Annotated in this window: 19 protein-coding genes and 1 pseudogene; 12 read left to right on the forward strand and 8 right to left on the reverse strand. The window is 73.5% G+C overall.

The features are described 5' to 3' along the window. Positions 1–40 precede the first annotated feature (40 nt). Positions 41–244, forward strand: coding sequence for a DUF4236 domain-containing protein (locus OG702_RS25560; protein ID WP_327291275.1), 204 nt, complete (start codon positions 41–43; stop codon positions 242–244). Between the two features lie 116 nt (positions 245–360). Here the strand turns inward: OG702_RS25560 and OG702_RS25565 are convergent, their stop codons facing one another. Beyond that, the gene (locus OG702_RS25565; protein ID WP_327291276.1) at positions 361–672 is read right to left on the reverse strand and encodes a trypco2 family protein; all 312 of its coding nucleotides are present in this window, start codon (positions 670–672) and stop codon (positions 361–363) included. Positions 673–764: 92 nt separating this feature from the next. Between OG702_RS25565 and OG702_RS25570 the strand changes: the two genes are divergently transcribed. The 4 genes from OG702_RS25570 (at position 765) to OG702_RS25585 (ending at position 8,894) form a co-directional block, all read left to right on the forward strand. After that, positions 765–2,612: a S1 family peptidase gene (locus tag OG702_RS25570; protein ID WP_327291277.1), complete on the forward strand. Its 1,848-nt coding sequence runs from the start codon at positions 765–767 to the stop codon at positions 2,610–2,612. Continuing rightward, positions 2,609–5,113, forward strand: coding sequence for a tetratricopeptide repeat protein (locus OG702_RS25575; RefSeq protein ID WP_327291278.1), 2,505 nt, complete (start codon positions 2,609–2,611; stop codon positions 5,111–5,113). Before OG702_RS25570 ends, OG702_RS25575 begins: the two co-directional genes overlap by 4 nt. Positions 5,114–5,196: 83 nt before the next feature. Continuing rightward, on the forward strand, positions 5,197–6,621 hold the full coding sequence (locus OG702_RS25580; protein ID WP_327291279.1) for a VWA domain-containing protein: 1,425 nt from the start codon (positions 5,197–5,199) through the stop codon (positions 6,619–6,621). Then, positions 6,618–8,894 (forward strand): ABC transporter substrate-binding protein, encoded by a 2,277-nt coding sequence (locus OG702_RS25585; RefSeq protein WP_327291280.1) that lies wholly within the window; start codon positions 6,618–6,620, stop codon positions 8,892–8,894. The genes OG702_RS25580 and OG702_RS25585 overlap by 4 nt, the downstream gene beginning before the upstream one ends. 31 nt (positions 8,895–8,925) lie before the next feature. Here OG702_RS25585 and OG702_RS25590 read toward each other — a convergent pair whose 3' ends face one another. Together OG702_RS25590 and OG702_RS25595 are read right to left on the reverse strand one after the other, a co-directional pair. Next, positions 8,926–9,354: an organic hydroperoxide resistance protein gene (locus tag OG702_RS25590; protein WP_327291281.1), complete on the reverse strand. Its 429-nt coding sequence runs from the start codon at positions 9,352–9,354 to the stop codon at positions 8,926–8,928. A 48-nt stretch (positions 9,355–9,402) separates the two neighbouring features. Further along, positions 9,403–10,431: an NADP-dependent oxidoreductase gene (locus OG702_RS25595; RefSeq protein WP_327291282.1), complete on the reverse strand. Its 1,029-nt coding sequence runs from the start codon at positions 10,429–10,431 to the stop codon at positions 9,403–9,405. A 111-nt stretch (positions 10,432–10,542) separates the two neighbouring features. On the opposite strand from OG702_RS25595, the gene OG702_RS25600 reads away from it, so the two are divergent. Further along, positions 10,543–10,968, forward strand: a complete 426-nt coding sequence (locus OG702_RS25600; RefSeq protein WP_327291283.1) for a MarR family winged helix-turn-helix transcriptional regulator — start codon at positions 10,543–10,545, stop codon at positions 10,966–10,968. A gap of 31 nt (positions 10,969–10,999) precedes the next feature. On the opposite strand, the gene OG702_RS25605 is transcribed toward OG702_RS25600, so the two are convergent. Further along, positions 11,000–11,635 carry an SCO2400 family protein gene (locus tag OG702_RS25605; RefSeq protein ID WP_327291284.1) on the reverse strand — a complete coding sequence of 212 codons (636 nt, stop codon included), beginning with the start codon at positions 11,633–11,635 and terminating at the stop codon, positions 11,000–11,002. 212 nt (positions 11,636–11,847) lie between these two features. Here OG702_RS25605 and efeU point away from each other — a divergent pair, with 212 nt between their 5' ends. The 4 genes and pseudogenes from efeU (at position 11,848) to OG702_RS25625 (ending at position 17,831) form a co-directional block, all read left to right on the forward strand. Further along, positions 11,848–12,681: an iron uptake transporter permease EfeU gene (gene efeU / locus OG702_RS25610; RefSeq protein WP_327291285.1), complete on the forward strand. Its 834-nt coding sequence runs from the start codon at positions 11,848–11,850 to the stop codon at positions 12,679–12,681. Positions 12,682–12,734: 53 nt separating this feature from the next. Next, positions 12,735–13,916: an iron uptake system protein EfeO gene (efeO, locus tag OG702_RS25615; RefSeq protein WP_327291286.1), complete on the forward strand. Its 1,182-nt coding sequence runs from the start codon at positions 12,735–12,737 to the stop codon at positions 13,914–13,916. Positions 13,917–14,000: 84 nt separating this feature from the next. Beyond that, positions 14,001–15,296 (forward strand): iron uptake transporter deferrochelatase/peroxidase subunit, encoded by a 1,296-nt coding sequence (gene efeB, locus OG702_RS25620; RefSeq protein ID WP_327293369.1) that lies wholly within the window; start codon positions 14,001–14,003, stop codon positions 15,294–15,296. Positions 15,297–15,378: 82 nt separating this feature from the next. Continuing rightward, positions 15,379–17,831 (forward strand): annotated as a pseudogene (locus tag OG702_RS25625) (glycoside hydrolase family 3 C-terminal domain-containing protein). A 163-nt stretch (positions 17,832–17,994) separates the two neighbouring features. Here the strand turns inward: OG702_RS25625 and OG702_RS25630 are convergent. Together OG702_RS25630 and OG702_RS25635 are read right to left on the reverse strand one after the other, a co-directional pair. Then, positions 17,995–19,509, reverse strand: a complete 1,515-nt coding sequence (locus tag OG702_RS25630) for an MFS transporter (RefSeq protein WP_327291288.1) — start codon at positions 19,507–19,509, stop codon at positions 17,995–17,997. Positions 19,510–19,567: 58 nt separating this feature from the next. After that, positions 19,568–20,476 carry an SGNH/GDSL hydrolase family protein gene (locus OG702_RS25635; protein ID WP_327291289.1) on the reverse strand — a complete coding sequence of 303 codons (909 nt, stop codon included), beginning with the start codon at positions 20,474–20,476 and terminating at the stop codon, positions 19,568–19,570. Between the two features lie 263 nt (positions 20,477–20,739). Between OG702_RS25635 and OG702_RS25640 the strand changes: the two genes are divergently transcribed. Together OG702_RS25640 and OG702_RS25645 are read left to right on the forward strand one after the other, a co-directional pair. Next, positions 20,740–21,234, forward strand: coding sequence for a DUF3145 domain-containing protein (locus OG702_RS25640; protein ID WP_327291290.1), 495 nt, complete (start codon positions 20,740–20,742; stop codon positions 21,232–21,234). A gap of 63 nt (positions 21,235–21,297) precedes the next feature. Continuing rightward, positions 21,298–22,173, forward strand: a complete 876-nt coding sequence (locus OG702_RS25645) for an NAD(P)-dependent oxidoreductase (RefSeq protein WP_327291292.1) — start codon at positions 21,298–21,300, stop codon at positions 22,171–22,173. 356 nt (positions 22,174–22,529) lie between these two features. Here the strand turns inward: OG702_RS25645 and fabF are convergent, their stop codons facing one another. Both fabF and OG702_RS25655 read right to left on the reverse strand, forming a co-directional pair. After that, positions 22,530–23,798, reverse strand: coding sequence for a beta-ketoacyl-ACP synthase II (gene fabF, locus OG702_RS25650; protein ID WP_327291293.1), 1,269 nt, complete (start codon positions 23,796–23,798; stop codon positions 22,530–22,532). A 102-nt stretch (positions 23,799–23,900) separates the two neighbouring features. Next, complete coding sequence (locus OG702_RS25655; protein WP_327291294.1) at positions 23,901–24,149, reverse strand: acyl carrier protein; 249 nt, start codon at positions 24,147–24,149, stop codon at positions 23,901–23,903. Between the last annotated feature and the right edge of the window lie 19 nt (positions 24,150–24,168).

Genomic DNA, 24,168 nt, shown 5'->3' on the forward strand with positions numbered 1-24,168 from the left:
CGGTTGGGTGACGGCGACGCCAACACCAAGGGGGTCCGACATGCCCGTCACATTTCGTAAGTCCTTCTGGATCTTCCCGGGGGTGCGCCTCAACGTGGGGCGGAACTCCCGTTCCTTCACCTTCGGGTTCAAGAACCACGGTCCGCACTACACCCGGTCCTCGACCGGCAGGCGGACCACCTCGTGGGACCTGCCCGGGCCGTTCGGTTTCCGGCACTCGAAGAGCCGTAAGCGCAGGGCCTGACACGCCCCGCCGCCCCGCCGCCCCCCAGGCGGCGGGGCGCAGCTCTGTCCGGTGCCGGCCGGCGGCCCGTGCGCGGCGGGCCGCACCGGCGGACCGGCCTTGGCATGCGAAGTCCCCTAGTGCGCGAAGTCGTCGCGGGAGACGTCGACGGGGCCACGCGGGGTGGTCGTGGTGTGGGGCTGGAGGTCGACCTGGACCCGGTGTGTGGTGCCCCGGTCGATGGAGCCGCCGAGTTCCGCGGTCACCACGCCGATGCGCAGACCGCCGCCCGCGGTGCCGGCGCGGTGCACCTGGACGGTGAATTCCAGGCTGACCTTGTCGACCGAGAAGCCGATCCGCTTGCCCGTAGCGGCGGTCTGCGCCTGCTCCAGCTCGCCGCGTATCTGCTGGATGACCTCGGCCAGGCCGACGAAGGACGGCGGTTCCACGGGTGTTGCCCCCAGGGGTGATCTCGCGAGCGGGGCACAAGTGTAGGACTTTTAGCGCGACATGACTGGATGTCAGGCGTAAGGTGCACGGCATGGAGGCCGAGGGGGGAGTCGGTATCGGGTCCTCCCTGGCGACGCCGTCCTGGGCGGTGCGTATCCGGCGGGCCAACGGGACGATCGCGGGCAGCGGGATTCTGCTGAGCCCAGACCGGGTGCTGACCTGCGCACATGTGGTCGGGCGGGACGAAGAGGTCACCGCGGAGTTCGTCGGTGCGGCCGGCTTCCGGGTGCCTGAGGTGCCCGCCAGGGTCGCGGGGGACGCCTACCGCCCCAAGCAGCGGGACAACAACGGCGACCCCATCGGCGACGTGGCGCTGCTCGAACTGGACCGGCCGCGGCCGGCCGGCGAGGCGACCTCGCTGCACCGGGTGTCGGCGCCCGGCCGCGAGGTGCGGATGTACGGCTTCCCCGCCGCGTACAACGGCGGACTGTGGCTGCCCGCCACCATCCTTGGCGGCTGCGGCCGGGACGGCCAGGTGCAGTTGCGGCCGCCCAGCCCAGCGGAGGTGGCCAGGCCGGGGTTCAGCGGCGGCGGGGTGGTGGACCTGGCTACCGACCGGGTCATCGGCATGGTGGTGGCCAGCGCGCCGGAGGAGGGCGCCGGCTGGTCGTTCATGAGCCCCGCCGAGACCGTGCTGCGGCACCTGGACGAGGTCGGCGAGTGGACGGTGGGGCCGACCGCGGTCGACGAGGAACTGCGCTCCGCCGCGTCCGGCGACGACGAGTCGCCGCTCGACCAGCCGTTCGCCGAGCGGCTGGCGCACTGGCTGCGCGGCGACGGCACCGCCCGCCAGGTCAAGATCAGCCTCGTCCCCGACGACGACGCGGTGCGCGCGGCCACCCTGCGCCGCGCGATCACCCTGGCCGACCGGGAGTTACGCAGCCGCTTCTCCACCGGGCGCCCGTCGCTCGACGCGCCGGGGACCATACCGGCGGCCGGCGGCCTCGACCTCGCCGTCTACGCGACCGGCCGCACCACCGACCACGTCGCCGACCGGATCGCCGGGCGGATGGGGCTGTGGCAGCACCCCGAACTGCCCGCCGCGCAGCGCATCGCGGCGGCCAAGGTGACCATCACCCTGGTCGTGGACGGTGTGGACGCCGCCGTGGACCCCGGGTCGCTGATCGACCTGCTGGCGCTGCTGGTCGCCCGGGGCAGCCGGGTATTGCTGGTCTTCCGCACGGCCGGCGACCATTTCGCCCGCGCCCGGGAGGAGTTGGTGCTGCGCCCGGCGCAGGAGCGCCGCACGCGGCTGTGGGCGCGGCTGGAGCGCATCGCCGGGGCGCCCGCCAAGGAGCTGGACCACCTGATGGCCCGGGTCTCCGGCGCCGAGGAGCTGACCGACAAGGCTGTCGACGCGCTGGTCCATGTGATCGCCTCCCGCACCGAACTGCGGGCAGCCCATGGTGCCTTCGCCGGAGCGCTCGACGAGGGCCCCGACCTGACGCGCTACGAGCGCGTGGCGGCCCGCGCCGAGCAGCACCTGCAGGCCGCCATCACCGCGCTGCACGAACTGCTGCGCCGCCGCGAGGAGTTGCGCGGGGTCCTCGGCCCGTACCGGCGGCTCTACGAGGAGAGCGCCGCGCGCGGCGAGAACCTGGAGGCCGACGCCGTCTATGTCGCCGCCTACGAGATGGTGCGCGAGCGGCCCTGCGACGTGCCGGCCGCCGAGGTCGCGGTCCGCCGCTTCCTCGACCTCGTGGACCGTCCGGACCGGCCGCCCGCCGGCGACACCGGAGCCCCGCCGGAACCGGACCGCCAGCAGGACCGCCAGCAGGACCGCCAGCAGGACCGCCAGCAGGACCGGCAGCAGAGCCAGGCCGAGGACCGGGCACATGACCGCGACGGCGACCGCGACGGAGGAGGTACGCCGACATGACCGCGCCCGGCGCCCCCTGCCCGCACTACCCCTGCAAGGGCGCCATCCGCCCCTCCGGTTACTGCGGCACCTGCCACCGCCACCCCTCGACCGCGCCCGGCTCGGCCACCGCCCCCGCGCGCCGGACCACCGGCCCGGCGACCGTACCGGGCCCGCGTGCCGCGCCGCCGGCGGTGGACGCGCAGGCGGTGCCCCGCCCGACCGCGCCGGTCGGCGCCCTCGACCCCGACGGCCTGGTCCGGCTGCCCCGCATCCCGCGCCCCGACGACGACGACGTCGTCCGCTCCACCGCCCGCCGCCCCGAGGGCGGCAGGCGCTGCGGCATGCCGGAGTGCGGCGGCACCATCGGGCTGTCCTACGAGCCCGACGAGCCCGACCCCGACGAGGGCTTCTGCCCGCTCTGCGGCACCCCCTACTCCTTCCGCCCGCAACTGGGCCCCGGCGACGTGGTCGCCGGGCAGTACAAGGTGCTGGGGTATCTCTCGCCCGGCGGCACCGGCTGGGTCTACCTCGCTGAGGACCTCGACCTGCCGGGCCAGCGGGTGGTGCTGAAGACGCAGATCAACACCCGGGACGCGGCGGCCCGCCGCAAGGCCGTCGAGGAGCGCCGCTCGCTGACGACCCTGCACCACCCGGACATCGTCGGGATCATCGCGTCCAAGCAGCACCAGGTCGAGGGCGACACCGAGCCCACCGACTACATCGTCATGGAGTACGTCGCGGGCCGCCCGCTCGACCAGCTCATGCGCGCCGGCGAGGAGGAGCTGACCGGGCTGTTCGGCGAGCCGTTCGCGTTCGACCACGTCGTCACCTACGGCTGCAAGATCCTCGGCGCCCTGGAGTACCTGCACGACCAGGACCTGCTCTACTGCGACATGAAGCCGGAGAACGTCATCCACTACGACCGGCAGATCAAGGTCATCGACCTCGGCGCGGTCCGGCGTATCGACGACCGCACCAGCGCCCTGGTCCACACCCCGCGGTTCGCACCGCCCAAGCGGGAGCGCGACGAGCGCGGATTCCTGGTCGACACCGACCTGTTCACCGTGGGCCGCACGCTGGCGGAGCTCGCCAAGCACGCCAAGGAGCCCGCCGGGCTCGCCGCCCGGTCCTTCGAGCGGCTGATCGGCCGCGCGACCCATGCCGAGCCCGCGGCCCGCTTCACCTCGGCGCCCCAGATGTCCCGCCAGCTGTGGGAGGTGCTGCGCGAGCACCGCGCCCTGGACCGGGGCGAGCGCCACCCGGAGCGGTCCACCCGCTTCGAGCCGACCGCCGTCGTCTTCGGCGCCGCGCTGGGCACGGTGCCCGCGCTCAGCCACTGGACGCTGCGGCCGGTGGGCGCCGCGCCGCCGGACCTGGCCACCGTGGCGCCCGGCCCGCAGGAGACGGCCCGGGCGCTGCCGGGGCCGATCGCGGACCCGGACGACCCCGCGGCGGTGCTGCTCGGCGGACTGGCGGGCGACGCGCCGGAACGGACGGCGGAGCGGGTACGCGAGGATCCCACGCTGGGGACCGTCGAGGTCGCGCTGTGGCTGTGCCGGTCGTATCTGCTGGCCGGCGAGCCGGGCGCGGCGGGCGAGCCGGCCCGAGCGGAGGCGGAGCGCTGGCTGGCCGAGGCGGTCCGGATGATGGGCCCCGACGTCGCCGGCTACGACTGGCGGCCGCCGTGGCACCGCGGGCTGCTGCACCTGATGCGCGGCCAGGTCAAGGACGCGCAGGGCGAGTTCGCCGTGGTCTACGCGACGGTGCCGGGGGAGTGGGCGCCGAAGCTGGCGCTCGGCTACTGCGCGGAACACCTCGCCAACGCCCTCGCGGCGCAGGGCCCGGCGGTGGAGCCCGACACGGAGCCGTCGGCGGCGGAGGCGGAGCGGCGGGAGGCCGCCAGACAGGCGGCGCGGGCGGAGGCCGAAGCGGAGGCCAAGGCGTACTACCTGGCCGTCTGGGAGCGCGACCGCGCTCACACCAGCGCGGCCTTCGGGCTGGCCAGGCTGCGGCTGCTGCACGGCGACCGGGCCGACGCGGTGCGGGTGCTGGACCAGGTGCCGACGACCTCCCGCAACTACGACCTGGCCCGGATCGCCGCCCTGCGGACCCTCACCGGGTGGGTGGTCGGCACGGCGCCGTCGGCGGCCGACCTCAGGGCGGCCGCCGACCGGCTGGCGGAAATGCCGCACGACGACGCCCGGGACCGGTTGGTCGCCGAGATCCGGGAGAACGTGCTGGCCGGCCATCCGGCCACCGACCGCTCCGCCCCCTGGCGCACCCGGCTGGCCCTCGCGGTCACCCCGGGCGGATCCGGTCGCGGCGCCGCCCCGGCTCCCGGCGAGCCGGACTTCCCGCAGCTGCCGCCGGGGGAGCTGTTCGGGGGTGCGAACAGCCGCCGGGCGCTGGCCCAGTTGCTCTACGGGTCGCTGCGCACGCTCGTCGGCCGGGCGCCGGAGGGCGAGCGCGCGGAACTGCTGGACCGGGCCTACGCCGTACGCCCGCTGAGCCGATTCTGACCACTCCGACCGGCAGGCCCCCTCGACACGCACCACTCGCGGCAACGGCAACAGCAGCTCATCGGAAGGGAGTCACGGGCACCGTGGACACCACGATCGGCCTCGCGGTCAGCCAGCAGAAGTACCTCCCCGCCGGCTCGGGGGAGAAGGAACTGCACGCCATCGTGACCGTCGAGGTCAGTGGCGCGGACGGCGCCACGCCCGGGCCCGCGCTCTCCGAGGTCCTGGTGGTGGACTGCTCCAGCTCGATGGACCGTCCGGAGGAGAAGTTCCGGGCGGCAAAGAACGCCGCGATCGCCGCGCTGAGACTGCTGCCCGACGGCACGCCCTTCGCCGTCGTGGCCGGCACGCAGTTCGCCGTCCTCGCGTATCCGCCGCCGAGCGGCGGCCGGACGGCGATGGCGGTGGCCGACGACCGGACCCGTGCGGAGGCGGAGACCGCGGTACGCCGGCTGGTGGCGGCCGGCGGCACCAGCGTCGGGAACTGGCTGCACCTGGCAGGGCAGCTGCTCACCGTGCAGGGAGCGCCGATCCAGCACGTGCTGATGCTCACCGACGGGCGCAACGAGCACGACCACTTCCGCCCGCTGGCGGACGTACTGACCGCGGCGGCGGGGAAGTTCGTCTGCGACGCCTGGGGCATCGGTGAGGACTGGGACGCCCAGCTGCTGCTCGCGGTGGCCCGCGCCCTGCACGGCAGCGCGGACGCCGTCCACCGCGAGTCCGAACTCGTCGAGGCCTACGAACAGTTGGTACGCGGCCTGCTCGCCAAGGCGGTCCCGGAGCTGACCCTCACCGTGGAGCCCCTGCCCGGCAGCACGCTGCGTTACGTCCGGCAGACCTTCCCCACCGAGGCGCCGCTGGCGGCGGAGGCCGGCGCACCGGGCACGTACGTCACCCGGGCGTGGGGCAACGAAGTGCGCCGCTACCACGTCTGCCTCGCGGTGGACCCCGAAGGGCAGTTGCAGGGCGAGGAGTTGCTGGCCGCCGAGATCGGCCTCAGCGCCCCGCCCGAGGCCGGCCTCCGGCGGCCCGACCCGCTGCCGCTGGTGGTGCACTGGACCGACGACCCGACGCTGTCCGGGATGACCGACCAGCAGGTCGTGCACTTCCAGCTCTACGAACAGCTCGGCGAGGCCGTGGCCGAAGCCTCGGCCGCCTACCACGGCGGCAGGAAGGAGCTGGCCACGCAGCACCTCGGCATGGCCGTGGCGCTCGCGCACCAGGCCGGCGCGCGCCGCCAACTCGCGGAACTGCGGCGGCTGGTGGAGATCCACGACCTCGCGAAGGGCGAGGTGTCGCTGCGCGACGGCCTCAAGGCGGTGGACTTCGAGCACCTGATCACCGCGGGCAGCCACAGCACCTACGGCCCGGAGCGCGGCGGTGCCGCGGCCGATCCCGGCGTGCAACTGGGCGCGGCCCTGACGTCCTGCCCGGCCTGCCACCGGCGGATCCCGGCGAGATCCCGCTTCTGCCCGCGCTGCGGGCGGGCGTTGGGGGAGTCATGAGCGAGAACACCGTCCAGGACGAGGCGACAGCGCCGCCGGCGGCGGGACCGAGCGGGACGCTGCGCGAACTGACCCGGCGCAGGCTGGTGTTGCTGGCCACGGTGGTGCTGACCACGCTGGCGCTCTTCCACGCCTACCGCGGGGTGCACTCCGACGCGGTGCCGCTGCAGCGCTACAGCGCTCCCGGCGTGCTGGCGGTCGACACCGCCATGGACGCGCTGACCAAGGCCCAAGAGGGCCTCGCGCCCGACGAAGGCACCACCAGTGACTTCCACACCCGGATCTCGGTGGCCCACCAGAGCCTCGCCCGGGCCGCGGCCGCCGACGTCACCGGGCTCAGCGGACGCCAGACGATCCAGACGGTGACCGGCCTGATCGCCACCTACTCCGGCTGGATCGAGGACGCCCAGGCCGAGAGCGCCGGCAGCCAGCCCTCGGCGGCCGGGAAGGAGCCGAGTCCGCTGCCCGCGGCCTTCCAGGACTACGCCGGCAGCGTGCTCCAGGGTGACGCCGACAGCCCCACGGACGCCAGCGTGATCGAAAGGCTCAAGGCGCTGCAGAGCGAGCAGCAGAAGGTGGTGCGCGAGCAGACCGACTTCGGACCGCTGCTGTGGCTGGAGTGGGGCGTCGCCCTCGCCCTGGTCCTCGGGCTGCTCGTGCTGCTCGCCGAGGCGCACCGCTTCTCCGGCGCGCGCTTCCGGCGGCAGTGGAATCCGGCACTGCTGGGCGCGGCGGTGCTGCTCGTCGCGGGCACCGCCGTGCTGGTCGTCTTCACCGTGCTGACGCACTCCGGGCTGGCCGACGCCCGCGCCGCGCTGGCGACGTCGCCGACCGGCGACGGGATACCGCGAGCCGGAGCCGAGGTCTCGCGCCGGCTGGCGGGCACCGGCTTCCGCGCGGCGGCGGCCTACTGGATCCTGGCCGGCGGGCCGCTGCTCGCGGCGTTCGTCGTGCTCGGCCTGCAACCGCGGATCAACGAATACCGCCTCAAGGTCGTCGTACTGCGCCGGCCCCGGCCCCGTTCGCTGGGGGTGCTCGCACTGTGCCTGGTGGTGCTGGCCGGCGGCGGCGCCGTCGTCGTGCAGGCCACCGGCTGGAACGGCTCGGTCACGCTGCTTGCCAACTGGACCGGAGGCGAACAGGAGGAGTTCCAGCGCCTGGTGATCGACAAGTTCGAGCACAAGTACCGGATCCACGTGGTCTACCAGGGCAGTTCGGCCGAGAGCCAGGTGCTCGCCGCCGACGTCGAGTTCGGCACGCCGCCGGACGTCGCCGTCCTGCCCGGCCCCGGCGAACTCGCCGGATTCGCCGCCAAGGGCATGCTCACCCCGCTGGACGACCTGGTCCGCGAGGCCGACTTCGGCTCGACCTGGGTCACCCCGGCCATCGGCGCCGACGGGACGACGCACGCGTACTGGCTGCCGATCAAGACCGACCTGAAGAGCATGGTCTGGCACCCGCAGGGACAGGACGACACGGAGGTCGAGAAGGCCGCACGGCAGCCCGGCGCCTGGTGCCTCGGCATGGGCAGCGACGCCACCTCCGGATGGCCGGGCTCCGACTGGATCGAGGACATCCTGCTCCAGCAGACCGACCAGGACACCTACACGCAATGGGTGAACGGCGAGGTGCACTGGAAGGACGACCGCGTCCGCACCGCCTGGCAGACCTGGGGCAAGCTCGTCGGTGCCGGCGACCCGAGATACACCGTGCGCGCCCTGAAGACGAACTTCGGCGACGCCGCCGAGGGCGCCGGCAGCAAGCCGCCGACCTGCGGTCTTGAACACCAGTCGTCCTTCGCCCGCGGCAGCGTCGGCTGGCGCGAGGCCGGCGGAGCCGCGTACGTGCACTCCGCCAAGGTCATCCCGGGCGCCTCGGCAGACAGCAACCGCTGGGAGGTCTCCGGTGACCTCGCCGCCGTCCTGCACAGCACCCCGCAGTCCCGCAAGCTGATCGGCTACCTCGCCTCCGACGAGGCCCAACGCGCTCGAATCGGCACGCAGACCGGCTTCTCCGTCGAGCACACCGTGCTGGCCGACTACCCGGACACCGGTGTGATCGGCGAGATGGCCGACACCCTGCGCAGCCCGGGCGCGGTCCGCTGCTACGACGCCTCCGACGCGATGCCGCCCCAGGTCCGGGACGCCTTCGCCCTCGCGGTCCTGCGCTACCTCGCCGATCCCACGACCCTCGACCGCCAGCTCGCCGAGCTCGACAGGGTCACCGACACCCTCGGCAAAAGGGCGCCCACCTCGGTCTGTTCGCAGGGCTGAACCCCGACCGCCCGAGGCGGCGCCCCCGCGGTCAGACGACGCTCAGCGTGACCGCGATGTTGCCGCGCGTCGCGTTGGAGTAGGGGCAGACCTCGTGGGCCTGCTCCACCAGCGCGGCCGCGGTGTCGCGGTCGAGATCCGGGATCGCGACGTCCAGCTCGACGGTGAGCCCGAAGCCTCCGGACTCGGCCTTGCCGAGCCCGACCTTCGCGGTCACCCGCGACCCGGTGATGTCGGCCTTCGCCCGCCGGGCGACGACCGCGAGCGCGCTCTGGAAACACGCGCTGTACCCGGCGGCGAACAGCTGCTCGGGGTTCGTCCCTGCGCCGGTACCGCCCAGCTCGATCGGCGGGTTGACGATGACGTCGAGCTTGCCGTCGTCGGTGGCGACCCGACCGTCGCGGCCGTTCTCCGCGGTCGCGACGGCGGTGTAGAGCACGTCGACGTATTGGATGGCCATGAAGAGCTCCTCATCAGCAGATTGCCGGGGCCCTGACCCCGGCGGTGGTCATTCCGGGAGGGCGACGACGGCCTTCCCGGTGTTCTCTCCGCGCAGCATCCCGAGGAACGCGGAAACGGCCTGATCGATTCCGGTGGTGACCGTCTCGCGGTAGGCCAGCCGACCGTCCCGCAGCCAGCCGCCGACCTCGCGGACGAAGTCGTCCCTGAGGTCCTGGTGGTCGCCGACCAGGAAGCCGCGCAGGGTGGTCCGCCGGCTCACCAGCAGGCCGAGGTTGCGCGGGCCGGGCGCGGGCTCGGTGTCGTTGTAGGCCGCGACAGCCCCGCACAGCGCGGCCCGCCCGTGCACCCGCAGCGAGGAGATCGCCGCCTCCAGGTGCTCGCCGCCGACGTTGTCGAAGTAGACGTCGATGCCGTCCGGCGCCGCGGCCCTCAGCTGCTCGGCCACCGGGCCGTTCTTGTAGTTGAAGGCGGCGTCGAAGCCGAACTCGTCCACCAGCAGCGCGCACTTCTCGTCGGAGCCGGCGCTGCCGATCACCCGGGCGGCGCCCTTGAGCCTGGCGATCTGGCCGGCCTGGCTGCCGACCGCACCGGCGGCGCCGGAGACGAACACCGTCTCGCCCGCGCTGAACTCGGCGATACGCAGCAGGCCCGCGTAGGCGGTCAGGCCGGTCATGCCGAGCACCCCGAGGTAGGCGGACAGCGGTGCCTGCTCGGGGTCGACGACCGCCGCGTGGGCCGCGTCCACCAGGGCGTACTCCCGCCAGCCGAGCCCGTGCAGCACGTGGGTGCCCACCGCGACGCCGTCGGCGGCGGAGGCCACCACCCGGCCGACCGCGGCGCCGAGCATGGGGCGGTCCAGCTCGTAGGGCGCCGCGTAGGACTTCCTGTCGTTCATCCGGCCGCGCATGTAGGGGTCGACGGACAGGAAGAGGTTGCGCACCACTATCTGGCCAGGGCCGGGCTCGGGGACGGGGGCCTCGACCAGGGCGAAGTCCGCCGGCGTCGGCCAGCCGTGCGGCCGGGCCGCCAGCTGCCATTCGCGGCCGGTCGGGGTACTCGGGGTGCTCGCGGTCATGAGGGGAACCGTCTCCTTCCGCCACAGATTCACCATGGCAAATATTCAGCTGGTCAATTAACCATGGACCTGGATATTTCATGTTGTCAAGCATCGGGGTAGCCTGGTGCCATGAACCGCCGCACCGACCCGCTGACAACCGAGGTCGTCGACCTCATCGCCACCGCGGTGGCCCGTCACCACCAGGACTACGAGGCGGCGGCCGCCGGCTTCCAGCTCACCGGTGTGCAGGCGAAGGTGCTGGCGCTGCTGGCGACCGGGCCGATGCCGATGCGCCGCATCGCCGACCGGCTCAAGTGCGAGCCGTCCAACGTCACCGGGATCGTCGACCGCCTGGAGGCCCAGGGGCTCGCCGAGCGGCGGCCCGACCCGGCCGACCGCCGGGTGAAGCTCGCCGCGGCCACCGCGGCGGGACTGGCGACCGCGGAAAGGCTCAGGGACGGCCTGGACTTCGCGCGCGAGCCGCTGGCCGCGCTGTCCGAGCAGGACCGCAGGACCCTGCGCGACCTGCTCAGGCGGATGCTCGGCGAGGACTGAGCGCCGGGCCGGTCGGACACGCGCGGCGCCGTCACTGGCACCACCACAGCACCTTCTTGCAGGTCGGCGACGGCGACGGGTGCGCCGAGTGCGTCGGCTTCGGCGTCGAGGACGGCGGCGCGCTGCTCGTGGTGGGCCGCGGGCTGTGGCTGCTGGGCGGCGGTCCTGTGGTGGCCGGCGCGGTCGGCTTCGCGCTGCTGGTGGTCGGGGTGGCGGTCGGGCTCTGGGTCCGGTGCTGCCCGCCCTTGCCGGCGTCGCCCTTGTGCGGCTGCGCCGGCCCGGCTGTGTCCGGTGAGGCGGTGCCGGCCGGCGCCCGGGTGGTGTCGGTGACCGGCGGCGGAGCCGGCGCCGTACCGCCGGAGCCGGCGGCGGACAGCGCGGCCATCGAGAGCATCGCCAGCGCGCCCACGACGGCCACCAGGCCGACCCCGTAGACGGCGACCCGCTGCTGCCGCCCGCGGTTCCTGCCGCGCTGCCTGCCGCGGGCGCCGGCGCGCCCGCCGCCCGGCAGCGGCGGGCCGTCCGGTGGGTCCTGGCCGTCGACGACCGGCGGCAGTTGGGCGGTCTCGCCGATCTGCGGCAGTTTGAGCTGGTCGGCGGGCGTGCCGCATCCCGGGCAGGAGAAGGCGCCGTTGAGGTGCCGGCGGCACGCGTAGCAGTAATCCATGGCGGATGGACCATATGTGACCCGCCTGGCGCGACGAAACCCCGGCCTCCCGCTTGTCCCGGCTTTGCCGGGAAATTCCCCGCCACCCCAAATCGGCGCAGGTGGGGGCTCTTGACGGCACCCCGGTGTACGGCCTGTAATAAGGCTGCCCTAACCTAAATAAGGCCTGCCTTACCTTATAGTCGCCCGCCCCCGGATCCCGAAGGACCCCCATGCTCCCCACGTTCGTCATCGGACTCCGCGAAGGACTGGAGGCTGCCCTCATCGTGGGCATCATCGCCTCCTTCCTCGCCCAGCAGGGCCGCAGGGACGCGCTGAAGAAGGTGTGGCTGGGCGTCGCCATCGCGGTGGCGATCTGCGTGGCGGTCGCGATCGGACTGCAGATCTACTCCAGCGACCTGCCGCAGAAGCAGCAGGAGCAGCTGGAGACGGTCATCGGCGCCATCGCCGTGGTGATGGTCAGCTACATGGTGCTGTGGATGAAGCGGCACTCCCGCGACCTGCGCAAGGACCTGGAGGGCGCGGCCGGCCGCGCCCTCACCGAGGGCTCGGCCTCCGCGCTGGTGCTGATGGCCTTCCTCGCCGTGCTGCGGGAGGGCTTCGAGACCTCGGTCTTCCTGCTGGCCACCTTCAACGCCAGCGGCAACGCGAAGTACGGCGGCACCGGTGCCGCGCTGGGCGTCGCGCTGGCCGCGGTCGTCGGTTACGGCATCTACCGCGGCGGCGTCCGGCTCAACCTCTCGCGGTTCTTCCGCGTCACCGGCCTGGTGCTGATCCTGGTCGCCGCCGGCCTGGTGTCCACCGCGCTGATGACCGCAGCCGAGGGCGGCTGGCTGGAACAGGGCACCCGGGCCTTCGACCTGACCTGGCTGGTGCACCCCAACACCCCGACCGCCTCGGTGGTCACCGGCGTGCTCGGCATCCAGCCGTTCCCCGACTGGACGATGGTGATCGGCTGGCTGGTCTACGCGATCCCGATGGCCGCCGTCGTCCTGTGGCCGGCCCGCCCGCGCAAGGCCCGCGCCCCCCAGCCGGTCACCGGCTGACCCGCCGCACGACTTCCCGCCCCCCTTCCGTAAACCCCCAACAGGAGCTGACCGTGAACCCCCGAGCCACCCGCCGCCGCGCCCTGGCCTGCGCGGCCACCGTGATCACCGCAGGCCTGATGCTGACCGCCTGCGGCGGCGGCAAGGACGACTCGAAGGGCTCCGCGCCCGCCAACGCCGAGAACGCCGACGCCAAGTCCTCCACCGTCAAGATCGTCATCAGCGACAAGGACTGCGCCCCCGCCCCGGCGACCGTGCCCGCGGGAACGGTGAAGTTCGACGTCAGCAACAAGGACTCCGGGCGGGTCACCGAGGCCGAACTGCTCGACGGCGGCAAGATCCTGGGCGAGAAGGAGAACCTGACGCCCGGCCTGTCCGGCGACTTCACCCTCAACCTGGACGCCGGCAAGTACCAGGTCTACTGCCCCGGCGCGAAGACCGAGAAGACCGCCTTCACCGTCACCGGCACCGCGAAGAAGACCTGGAAGGACGACCCGGCGCTGGTCACCGCCACCCAGCAGTACGCGACCTGGGTCACCGGCGAGGTCAGGGAACTGGTCAGCGGCACCGACGCGTTCACCGCCGCGGTCAAGGCAGGCAAGACCGACGAGGCCAAGACCCTCTACGGCAAGGCCCGTATCCACTACGAGCGCATCGAGCCGACCGCCGAGACCTGGAGCGACATCGACGGCCGGATCGACGGCCGCATCGACGACGCCGCCACCGCCGCCGACTTCACCGGCTTCCACCGCATCGAGCAGAGCCTGTGGGAGAAGAACTCCACCGACGGACTGGGCAAGCTCGCCGACCAGTTGAGCGCCGACGTGCACGAGCTCTACACCAAGGTGCAGAGCGTGGAGTACCAGCCGGCCGCGATCGCCAACGGCGCGACCGATCTGGTCAACGAGATCCAGTCCTCCAAGATCACCGGGGAGGAGGAGCGCTACTCGCACATCGACCTGCTGGACTTCGACGGCAACCTGGCCGGTGCGAACGAGGCGGTCACCGTGCTGCTGCCGGTGCTCAAGGCGAAGGACCCGACGCTCGCCACCACCGTCGGCCAGCGCTACCAGGCGACCGCCGACGCGCTCAAGGCGTACGCGGCCACGCCCGGTTACGAGGACAGCGGCTACGTCGACTACCGCAAGGTCACCGACGCCCAGCGGCGCGTCCTGGCCCAGGCGGTCGACGCGTACGCCGAGTCGGTGTCCAAGATCGCCGGAAAGATCGCCTGACTCGTGACCACCCCCGACGACCCCGCAGAGGGGCCCCAGGAGCCGGCCGCACGGGACACGCGGAGCCAGGACGGCGCCCCCGACATCACCCCGGAGCGGGCCCCGCACGCCTCCGGCCCGGCACCCGCTGCCGTCAGCCGGCGGCGGCTGCTCGGCGCGGTCGGCGCGGGGGCGGCGGTCGCCGGTGCCGCCCTCGGTGCGGGCGGCAGCGCACTGGCCGGCCGCGACAACGGTTCGGGCTCGCACGCCCCGGCCGGCCACCCGGCGGCCGCCACGGTCGACTTCCGCGGCGCCCACCAGGCCGGCATCGCCACCCCGTCCCAGGACCGGCTGTGCTTCGCGACCTTCGACGTGGCGCCCAACGCCACCCGCGCCGATCTGGCCGCGCTGCTCACCGCCTGGACCGCCGCCGCCGAGGCGATGACCCTGGGCCACCCGGTGCCGGGGGACGAGGGCGACCTCAACACCCCGCCGGACGACACCGGCGAGGCGGTCGGCCTGACCCCCGGCCGGCTCACCGTCACCGTCGGCTATGGCCCGGCGCTCTTCGACGACCGCTTCGGCCTCGCCGGCCGCCGCCCCACCGCCCTCAAGCAGCTGCCGCAGCTGCCCGGCGAGAACCTGGACCCGTCGGTCACCGGCGGTGACCTGTGCGTCCAGGCCTGCGCCGACGACCCGCAGGTCGCCTTCCACGCGGTACGCAACCTGCGCAGGCTCGGCTTCGGCACCGTCCTGCCGCGCTGGATGGAGCTGGGCTTCGGGCGTACGTCGTCCACCACCCCGCAACAGGCCACCCCGCGCAACCTGATGGGCTTCAAGGACGGCACCCGGAACATCGACGCCCGCGACGAGACGGTCATGGGCCAGCACGTGTGGATCGGCGAGGAGGAGCCGCAGCGCTGGATACGCGGCGGCGCCTACCTGGTGAGCCGCAAGATCCGGATGCGGATGGAGCAGTGGGACCGCGACCGGCTCGGCGACCAGCAGGACGTCTTCGGCCGCTACAAGGGCAGCGGCGCCCCGCTGACCGGGCACGGCGAATTCGACACGCCGGACTTCGCGGCGAAGTCCGGCGGGGAGTACGTCATCCCGGACGACGCCCACATCAGGCTGGCCTCGCCCGAGAACAACAAGGGCCTGCGCATCCTGCGGCGCGGCTACTCCTACACCGACGGAATCGACAAGGCGACCGGCGACCTGCTGGGCGGGCTGTTCTTCATCGCGTTCATGAACAGCCCCGACCGCTTCGTCACCCTCCAGCGGGTGCTGGGCGCGCACGACGCGCTCAACGAGTACATCCAGCACATCGGCAGCGGCGTCTTCGCCGTGCCGCCCGGCCTCGCCGCCGGGCAGGACTGGGGGCGCCAGCTGTTCGGCTGACGCGGCCTTCACGCCCCCGGGCCGCCACTTGGGGCGGCACCGACGGTTGCCCTCCCCGGCAGTGCCGGTTCAGCATGGGCGGATGACGGTCGAGACGGGTGACGCCGAGCGTGAGCGGATCGTGCAGGCCGCGCTGCGCGAACTCGGGCTGGCGGACAGGGCCCGGCTGCTGGCCGGGCAGGACATGTGGTCGCTGCCCGCCCTACCGGCGATCGGGCTGCGCTCGCTGGTGATGTCGGACGGCCCGGTCGGCGTACGCGGCAGGCGCTGGACGCCCGACGACCCGTCGGTGGCGCTGCCCAGCCCCACCGCGCTGGCCGCGGCCTGGGACCCGGAACTGGCCCGCAGGGCGGGCAGGCTGCTCGCCCAGGAGGCGCGCCGCAAAGGGTGCACGTGCTGCTCGCGCCGACGGTCAACCTGCACCGCAGCCCGCTGGGCGGGCGGCACTTCGAGGCGTACAGCGAGGACCCGCTGCTCACCGGGGCGATCGGCACCGGGTACGTGCGCGGGGTGCAGGACGGCGGCGTCGGCGTCACCGTCAAGCACTTCGTCGGCAACGAGGCCGAGACCGACCGCTTCACCGTCGACAACCGGATCGACCCGCGGCCGTTGCGCGAGCTCTACCTGGCACCGTTCGAGGCGATCGTCACCGGGGCCCGCCCGTGGGGCGTGATGGCGGCGTACAACGCGGTGAACGGCGTCACCATGACCGAGCACGCCGAGCTCGTCAACGGCGTGCTGCGCGGCGAATGGGGCTTCGACGGGGTCGTCGTCTCCGACTGGCTGGCCGCCCGCTCCACCGTCGGCGCGATCCGCGGCGGCCTCGACCTGGCCATGCCCGGCCCGCACACCGTCTACGGCGAGGCGCTGGCCGCCGCGGTCAGGGCCGGCGAGGTGCCCGAGGAGCTGGTGGCGGACGCGGCACGCCGGGTGCTGCGGCTGGCGGCCCGCGCCGGGCTGCTGGACGGCGCCCCGCCGGCCGTCGCACCCGAGGACCGGCCCGCGCCCGTCGACGGCGACGCGCTGGCCCGGGAGATCGCCGGCCGCGGCTGCGTGCTGCTGCGCAACGCCGTACGCGACCAGGCCCCGGTGCTGCCGCTGGACACCGCCGCCGTGCAGGGCGGCATCGCGCTGATCGGCGCGGCCGCGCGCGAACCGCGCATCCTGGGCGGCGGATCCGCGGAGGTCTTCCCCGCGCACGTGGTCTCGCTGCTGGACGCCCTGCGGGAGGCGCTGCCCGCCGGAGTGCCGCTCGGTCACGCGCTCGGCGCCGACCCCAGCGAGGAACTGGCGCCCGCGGCGGGCGGGTTCGTGCTGCGGGCGGTGGCCCGCGCGGCCGACGGGCGCGAACTGGGCTCCGAGGCCCTGCCGTCGGGCCAGGTGCAGTGGTTCGGCGAGCTGCCGCCCGGCATCGACCACGACGAGCTGCACACCGTCGAGGTGTGCGGCACCTTCACCCCCGCGGTCGCCGGCGAGCACCGGTTCGGCACCCGCGGGACCGGGGGCTTCGCCCTGACCGTCGCGGGCCAGGTCCTCTACGAGGGACCGCAGTTCGACCCGCACTCCGATCCCTTCGAGGCCTTCTTCGGCAAGCCGACACAGCGCGGCACGGTGTATCTCGCGGCGGGCGAGGCGGTGGCGGTGAGCCTGGTCCACGCGCCGCCCAAGGACGTCGAACTGCCGATCGTGGCAGTGGGGTTCGGCCTGCTGCACGGCGAACCCGAACGGGACGAGGAGGAGTTGCTCACCGAGGCCGTCGCGGCGGCGCGGGCCGCCCACACGGCGGTGGTCGTGGTCGGCACCACGGAGCGCGTCGAGTCGGAGGGCTTCGACCGGCGGGACCTGCGGCTGCCGGGACGGCAGGACGAACTCGTCGCGCGGGTCGCCGCGGCCAATCCCCGCACGGTCGTGGTCGTCAACGCCGGTGCTCCGGTGGAGCTGCCCTGGCGCGAGGACGTCGCGGCGGTGCTCGTCTGCTGGTTCCCCGGGCAGGAAGGGGGCGCGGCTCTCGCCGACGTGCTGCTCGGCGTGGTCGAGCCCGGCGGGCGGCTCCCCACGACCTGGCCGGCCAGGCTCGCCGACGCGCCCGTCACGGAGGTCACCCCGCGCGAGGGCGTGCTGGCCTACGAGGAAGGGCTCCACGTCGGCTACCGGGCCTGGCAGCGGCCCGGGGTGGCCGCCCCGGCCTACCCCTTCGGGCACGGGCTCGGCTACACGTCCTGGGCGTACGAGGAGCTGACGGCGGTGCCGGGTTCCCTTCCGGAGGAACTGGTCAAGATCACGGTGCGGGTCAGGAACGTCGGCCCCCGGGCCGGGCGGGAGGTCTTCCAGCTCTACTTCACCGGGTCCGAGGGCGGGCCCGCCACCCTCGCCGGTTTCGCTTCCGTGACCGCGGCCCCGGGCGAGGCGGCCTCTGCGGTCATCTCCGTCCCCCGCCGAGCCGTTTCCACCTGGGACCAATCCGCTGCCGCGTGGCGCCTCCCCCCGCCCCCCTCCCACCTCTCGACGGGCCCCCTCACGACCCCCCTCCCCTAGCCGGGCTGCTGGGCGCGCAGTTCTCAACGGGCCGCAGGCGAGACGCCACCGCAAGCGGCAGCCGCCCAGGGCGCGGGGACGGAGCGACAAAGCCCCCCCGCACCGCGAGGGGTGCGAGGGGGGACCGGGCCCCGCCCGACGGGGAGCGGGCGGGGCCCGGGGCTCAGACGGTGGCCAGCTCGGCCGGGCTCTTCGCGGAGTCCGGCTCGGAGTGGGCCGCCCGGGGGAGGAAGAAGCCGAGGAGGAAGGCCAGGGCGATCAGCCCACCCGTGCACAGCGAGGTCGTGGACGCCGCGTCCACCGCCGAGGACGTGTAGCCGGGCGCCCCCGGCGCCCCGGAGCTGAGCACGTTGAAGAAGATCGTGCCGAGCACCGCGATCCCGAGCGTCATCCCGAGCTGCTGCACCGCCTGCAGCGTCCCCGAGGCGGAGCCGATCTCGTGGGGCTCGACGCCGCCGAGGATGATGTCGAAGAGCGGCACGAAGATCATGCCCATCCCGGCGCCGCCGACCACCAGCGGAGCGGCCAGTTGCCAGGCGGTCAGGTCCGAGCCGGCCGTCTGGAAGACGGCGTAGAGGCCGAGGACGCCGGCGCCCATCAGGACCAGGCCGATGTGCAGGACGCGCCGGCCGAGGCGGCCCATGAAGATCCCGCCGGCGGCGGAGCCGAAGAACGCGCCGACCGCCCAGGGCGCCGTGGCCAGCGCCGAGTGCAGGGCGGTGTAGCCGAGGCCGACCTGGAGGAAGACGCCGAGCGTGAGGATCATGCCGCCCATGGAGGCGGTGAAGGCGATGGCGAAGGCGACCCCGGAGACGTAGGACCGCTTGCGGAAGACGCTCGGCTCGACCAGCGGGCTGAGCCCGGCACGGCTGCGCCGGACCTGGTGCAGGGCGAAGAGGCCGAGCACCGGCAGCGACACGCCGAGCATCGCCAGCGTCCAGGCGGGCCAGCCCAGTTCGCGGCCCTGGACGAGCGGGAAGACCAGCAGGAAGGCGCCGCCGCCGGCCAGCAGCACGCCGACCGCGTCGAGCCGTACGTCGCGGGCGGCGGGCCTGACGGGCGGCAGGAACCTCCAGCCGACTGTCAGCGCGGCCAGCCCGATCGGCAGGTTGATGCCGAAGATCATCCGCCAGCCGGAGCCGAAGAGGTCGGCGTGGATGAGCAGTCCGGCCACCACCGGGCCGAGCACCGCGGACAGGCCCATCATCGGCCCGAAGATGCCCCAGGCCTTCTTCACCTCCTGCGGCGAGAAGATCTCCCGGGGGATGGCGAAGCACTGGGGGATCATCACCGCGCCGAAGGCGCCCTGCACGAGCCGCGCGGTGATGAGCATGGACGGGCTCTGGGACGCCGCGCAGACCATCGAGCCGACCACGAAGCCGGCCATCCCGGTGAGCAGCACCCGCTTGCGGCCGAACATGTCGCCGAGGCGACCGCCGATGAGCAGGGCGACCGCCATCGCCAGGGTGTAGCTCGCGGCGATCCACTGCAGGTCGGCGTAGGAGCCGCCGAGCGACGTACGGATCGAGGGCGCGGCGACGTTCGCGATGGTCGAGTCCAGCAGGTCCATGACGCTGGCGGCGAGCACCGCGGTGTAGCCGATCCACCGGCCGGGCAGCCCGGCGGCCGAGCCCGGGGTGTCGGAGCGTGCGGGAGCGTGGTCGTTCGTGGTGTCCATGAGGAACACGCTAGAAGTGCACGCGGTCAGCTTCTGTCCGCATGGCAGCGGGGTCGCGCTACTGCGGCCGGAAGGCGACCGCGGCCAGCAGCGCCGCCAGTTGCTCCTCGCCCTTCTCGTTCGGGTGGAACCAGTCCCACGTGCTCAGCTCGTCCGTGCCGAAGCGGTAGGCGAAGACCGCCCCGCCGTCGTCGCGGCAGCGCGCGTACCGCCCGCAGACCTGTGCGAGGACCTTGTTGTAGGCGACCACCCGGTCGCGGACGGCGGTGCGCCTGGCCGTGGCGGCGGCGCCCAGCGAGTCGGGGTCGCCGAGCATCGACGGGCACAGGCCGAGCTTCCACACCTGCTTGCCCAGCACGTTGGACCGGCCCACCGACCACAGCCGCTGCAGGTCGGGGATGCTGGCGACCAGGATCTGGGTGGTCGGCAGCGTCTTGTGCAGATAGGCCATGGCCGCGCCGAAGTCGGTGCGGAAGTCCGCGACCGGCGTCATCGTGCCGGGCGACGACGTACAGGCGTCGTTGGCGCCGATCAGCACCGTCACCATCGCCGGGTGGTACGCGGCCGCCTCCCGCGCCTGGGCCGCCAGGTCGGCGACCCGGGCGCCGGTGTCGGCGAGGTTCCAGCTGCGGGTGGCGGGCCCGGCCCCGGTCAGCCGGCTGGAGATGCTGTCGACGCCGAGCCGTGAGCCGGTCGCCCAGGACACCTCGGGGCAGTCGGACAGCGGCTTGCAGGCGTCGAAGCCGCGGGTGATCGAGTCGCCGAGGGCGGCCACCGACGCCGGATGGACGTTCCACGGGCGAACAGGCGCCGCCGGCGCGGGCCGCGGCGCGGAATGCGAGGTGTGTGCGGTGGGCGACCCGGCCGTGGACGCCCGCCCGCCGTCCGGCGACCCGCCGGAGGAGCATCCGCCCAGCAGGAGGGCACCACAGGCCAGTGCCAGGCCGCGTCGTAGCAGTGGTCGCATACGGGACATCCCTCCGAGGAGTGGGTGACATCGGGTGACAGCCCGACGGTACGCCACGCTCTGGGAGACGCCGCAGGGTAGCTTTTTCCCTGACACTCGGATCGATGTGACGGGAGGTCGGCCGCGACCGGGCGGCAAACCGTCAGTAGTTGTCCTGTTTGCCGCGAATAGTGCAGAATGTCTCTCATGTTGCCCCCGGAGCAGCCGGTTCGGGTGTTGAGGCCGCTGGGGAAGGCGAACCTCGTCCCACACTGGAGGTACCGGTGACGACACGTGGTGTTCTGTACGTGCACGCCGCACCGCGCGCGCTCTGCCCGCATGTCGAATGGGCCGTCGCGGGCGTCCTCGGCGTGCGCGTGAGCCTGGACTGGATCAGGCAGCCGGCCGCGCCCGGCACGTGGCGTGCCGAGTTCTCGTGGCAGGGCGAGCCCGGCACGGCCTCCAAGCTGGCGTCCGCGCTGCGCGGCTGGCACCTGCTGCGCTTCGAGGTCACCGCGGAGCCGTCCGCAGGCGCCGAGGGCGAGCGCTACAGCGCCACGCCGGAGCTGGGCATCTTCCACGCGGTCATCGGCATGCACGGCGACATCCTGATCCCCGAGGACCGGCTGCGCGCCGCCATGCAGCGGGCCCGCAGCGGCGAGGCCGACCTGGAGGTCGAGCTGTCCCGGCTGCTGGGCAAGCCGTGGGACGACGAGCTGGAGCCGTTCCGCTACGCCGGTGAGGGCGCGCCGGTCCGCTGGCTGCACCAGGTCGTCTGACACCCGCTCAGCCCGCGGTCCCCGGTGCCCGCGTGACCGGGCCCGGCCGCGTAGCCTGCCGTCATGTCCGACACTCTCACCGTCGCGGTCCTCGGCACCGGCCTCATGGGCGCCGGGATCGCACGCAACCTGTCCGCCGCGGGCCATGACGTCCGCGCCTGGAACCGCACCCCGTCCCGCGCGGAGCCGCTGGCCGCCCACGGCGTACGGGTCGTCACCGACCCCGCCGAGGCCGTACGCGACGCCGACGCCGTCGTCACCATGCTGCTCGACGGGCCCGCCACCGCGGAGGTGATCGGCGACGCCGCCGAGGGCCTGCGCCCCGGCGCGGTCTGGCTGCAGACCGGCACGGTCGGGCCCGAGGCGCAGGCGGGCCTCGCCGCCCTCGCCGCCGAGCGCGGCCTGCGCTTCGTCGACTCGCCCGTCCTCGGTACGCGCTCGGTCGCCGACGCGGGGGAGCTGACGGTGCTGGCCGCCGGCCCGGACGCCGTCCGCCCGGTCGCCGACAAGGTCTTCGACGCGATCGGCCGCAGCACCATGTGGCTGCCGGGGGACGCTGCGGACGGGCCTGCCAGCCGGCTCAAGCTGGTGCTGAACAACTGGGTGCTCGCCCTGACCGCCGCCACCGGCGAGACCCTGGCCCTGGCCAAGGCCCTGGACGTCGACCCCGACCGCTTCTTCCAGGCCATCGAGGGCGGCTCCATGGACACGCCCTACCTGCGGATGAAGGCCGCCGCGATCCTCAGCGGCGACTTCACGCCCAACTTCACGGTCACCGGCGCCGCCAAGGACCTCGACCTGATCGTCGCGGCCGGCGAGTCGGCCGGCGTCCGCATGGACCTCGCAGCGGCCGCAGCCGCCCGCTTCCGCCGCGCGGAGGCCCAGGGCCACGGCGCGGGCGACATGGCGGCCGGTTACTTCGCCAGCTGGCCCGAATAAACGGGTGCCCCTGGCGCTGGCCGGTCGACTGCGGCGCCGTCGTGCTTGCGCGCGCAGTTCCCCGCGCCCCTGGGGTGACTGCCTGCCCCTTGCGGTGGTCTGTCGCACTTGCGGTGCGTGGGGGCTGGGCGCGCAGTTCCCCGCGCCCCTGGGTGGATACCCCCTGGCGCTGGCCGGTCGACTGCGGCGCCGTCGTGCTTGCGCGCGCAGTTCCCCGCGCCCCTGACAAACGCTCGCCCTCTGCGTAGAGGGCAAGCCATCAGGGGCGCGGGGAAGTGCGCGACCGGCCACGACGGCGGGGAGGACGCGTTGCCACCGCAAGTGGCAATCACCCCAGGGCGCCGTCGCCGCAGAGGTCAGCTCTCGAAGCTGCGCAGTGCCAGAACGACGTTGTGGCCGCCGAAGCCGAAGGAGTCGTTCAGGGCTGCGATCGTGCCCTCGGGCAGCGGGCGGGGCTTGTCGCGGACGATGTCCGCGTCGGCCTCCGGGTCCTGCTCCGCCAGGTTGATCGTCGGCGGGGCCACGCGGTGGTAGAGGGCCAGCACGGAGGCGACCGTCTCGATACCGCCGGCGCCGCCCAGCAGGTGGCCGGTCATGGACTTGGTGGCGGAGATCGCCATGTGGTCCACGTCGTCGCCGAAGATCCGCCGCAGCGCCTTGATCTCCGCCACATCACCCTGCGGGGTTGACGTGGCGTGCGCGTTGACGTGCACGATCTCGGCCGGCTTGAGGTCGGAGCCGTCCAGCAGGTGCTGGAGCGCCGCCGCGATACCGCGGCCGGTCGGCTCCGGCTGGGTGATGTGGTGCGCGTCGGCCGAGATCCCCTGGCCGACCACCTCCGCGTACACCCGGGCGCCGCGCGCCCTGGCGTGCTCGATCGACTCGAGCACCACCACGCCCGCGCCCTCGCCGAGGACGAAGCCGTCCCGCCCGGCGTCGTACGGCCGCGAGGCGCCCTGCGGGTCGTCGTTGTTCTTGGACATCGCCATCATGTTGCCGAAGGCGACGATCGGCAGCGGGTGGATCGCCGCCTCGGTGCCGCCGGCCACCACGACGTCGGCGCGGCCGGTGCGGATCATCTCGACCGCGTAGCCGATCGCCTCGGCGCCCGAGGCGCACGCGCTGACCGGGGTGTGCACACCGGCGCGCGCGTTGATGTCGATACCGACGTTCGCGGAGGGGCTGTTGGGCATCAGCATCGGCACGGTGTGCGGCGAGACCTTGCGCACGCCCTGCTCCTTGAGCACGTCGTACTGCCCCAGCAGCGTGGTGACGCCGCCGATGCCGGAGGCGACGACCGCGCCGAGCCGGTCGGGGTCGACCGCCGGGTCCTCGCCGGCCTTCGCCGTGTAACCGGCGTCCGCCCACGCCTCACGGGCCGCGATGAGCGCGAACTGCGCGCTGCGGTCCAGCTTGCGGGCCAGCGGCCTGGGCAGGACCTCCAGGGGCTCCACGGCGATCTGCGCGGCGATCCTTACCGGCAGCTCGGCCGCCCAGTCCTGTTCGAGCGGGCGCACACCTGACCGGCCGGCCAGCAGCGCCTCCCAGGTCGACGCGCTGTCGCCACCCAGCGGTGTGGTTGCTCCGATACCGGTGACGACCACGGTGCGATTGGTCGGGCTCACAGGAATTGTCTCTCCACGTCTAGAAGGGCGGGCGACAGACACGTCGTCCCGGTGGCCGATCCCGCGGGCTACGCGCCGAGGGATCGTTTCGGCCCAGCGGCGTCAGGCCTGCTGCGCCTTGAGGATGTAGTCGGCGGCGTCGCCGACGGTCTTGAGGTTCTTGACGTCGTCGTCCGGGATCTTCACGCCGAACTGCTCCTCGGCCGCCACCACGACCTCGACCATCGACAGCGAGTCGACGTCCAGGTCGTCGGTGAAGGACTTCTCAAGCTTGACGTCCTCGGTGGGGATGCCGGCGATCTCGTTGACGATCTCGGCGAGACCGGCGACGATCTCTTCCTGGGTGGCCATTGTTTACGGCGCTCCTTGA

Origin of the sequence: Streptomyces sp. NBC_01198, from assembly GCF_036010485.1 — a bacterium.
Taxonomy (GTDB): Bacteria; Actinomycetota; Actinomycetes; order Streptomycetales; family Streptomycetaceae; genus Actinacidiphila.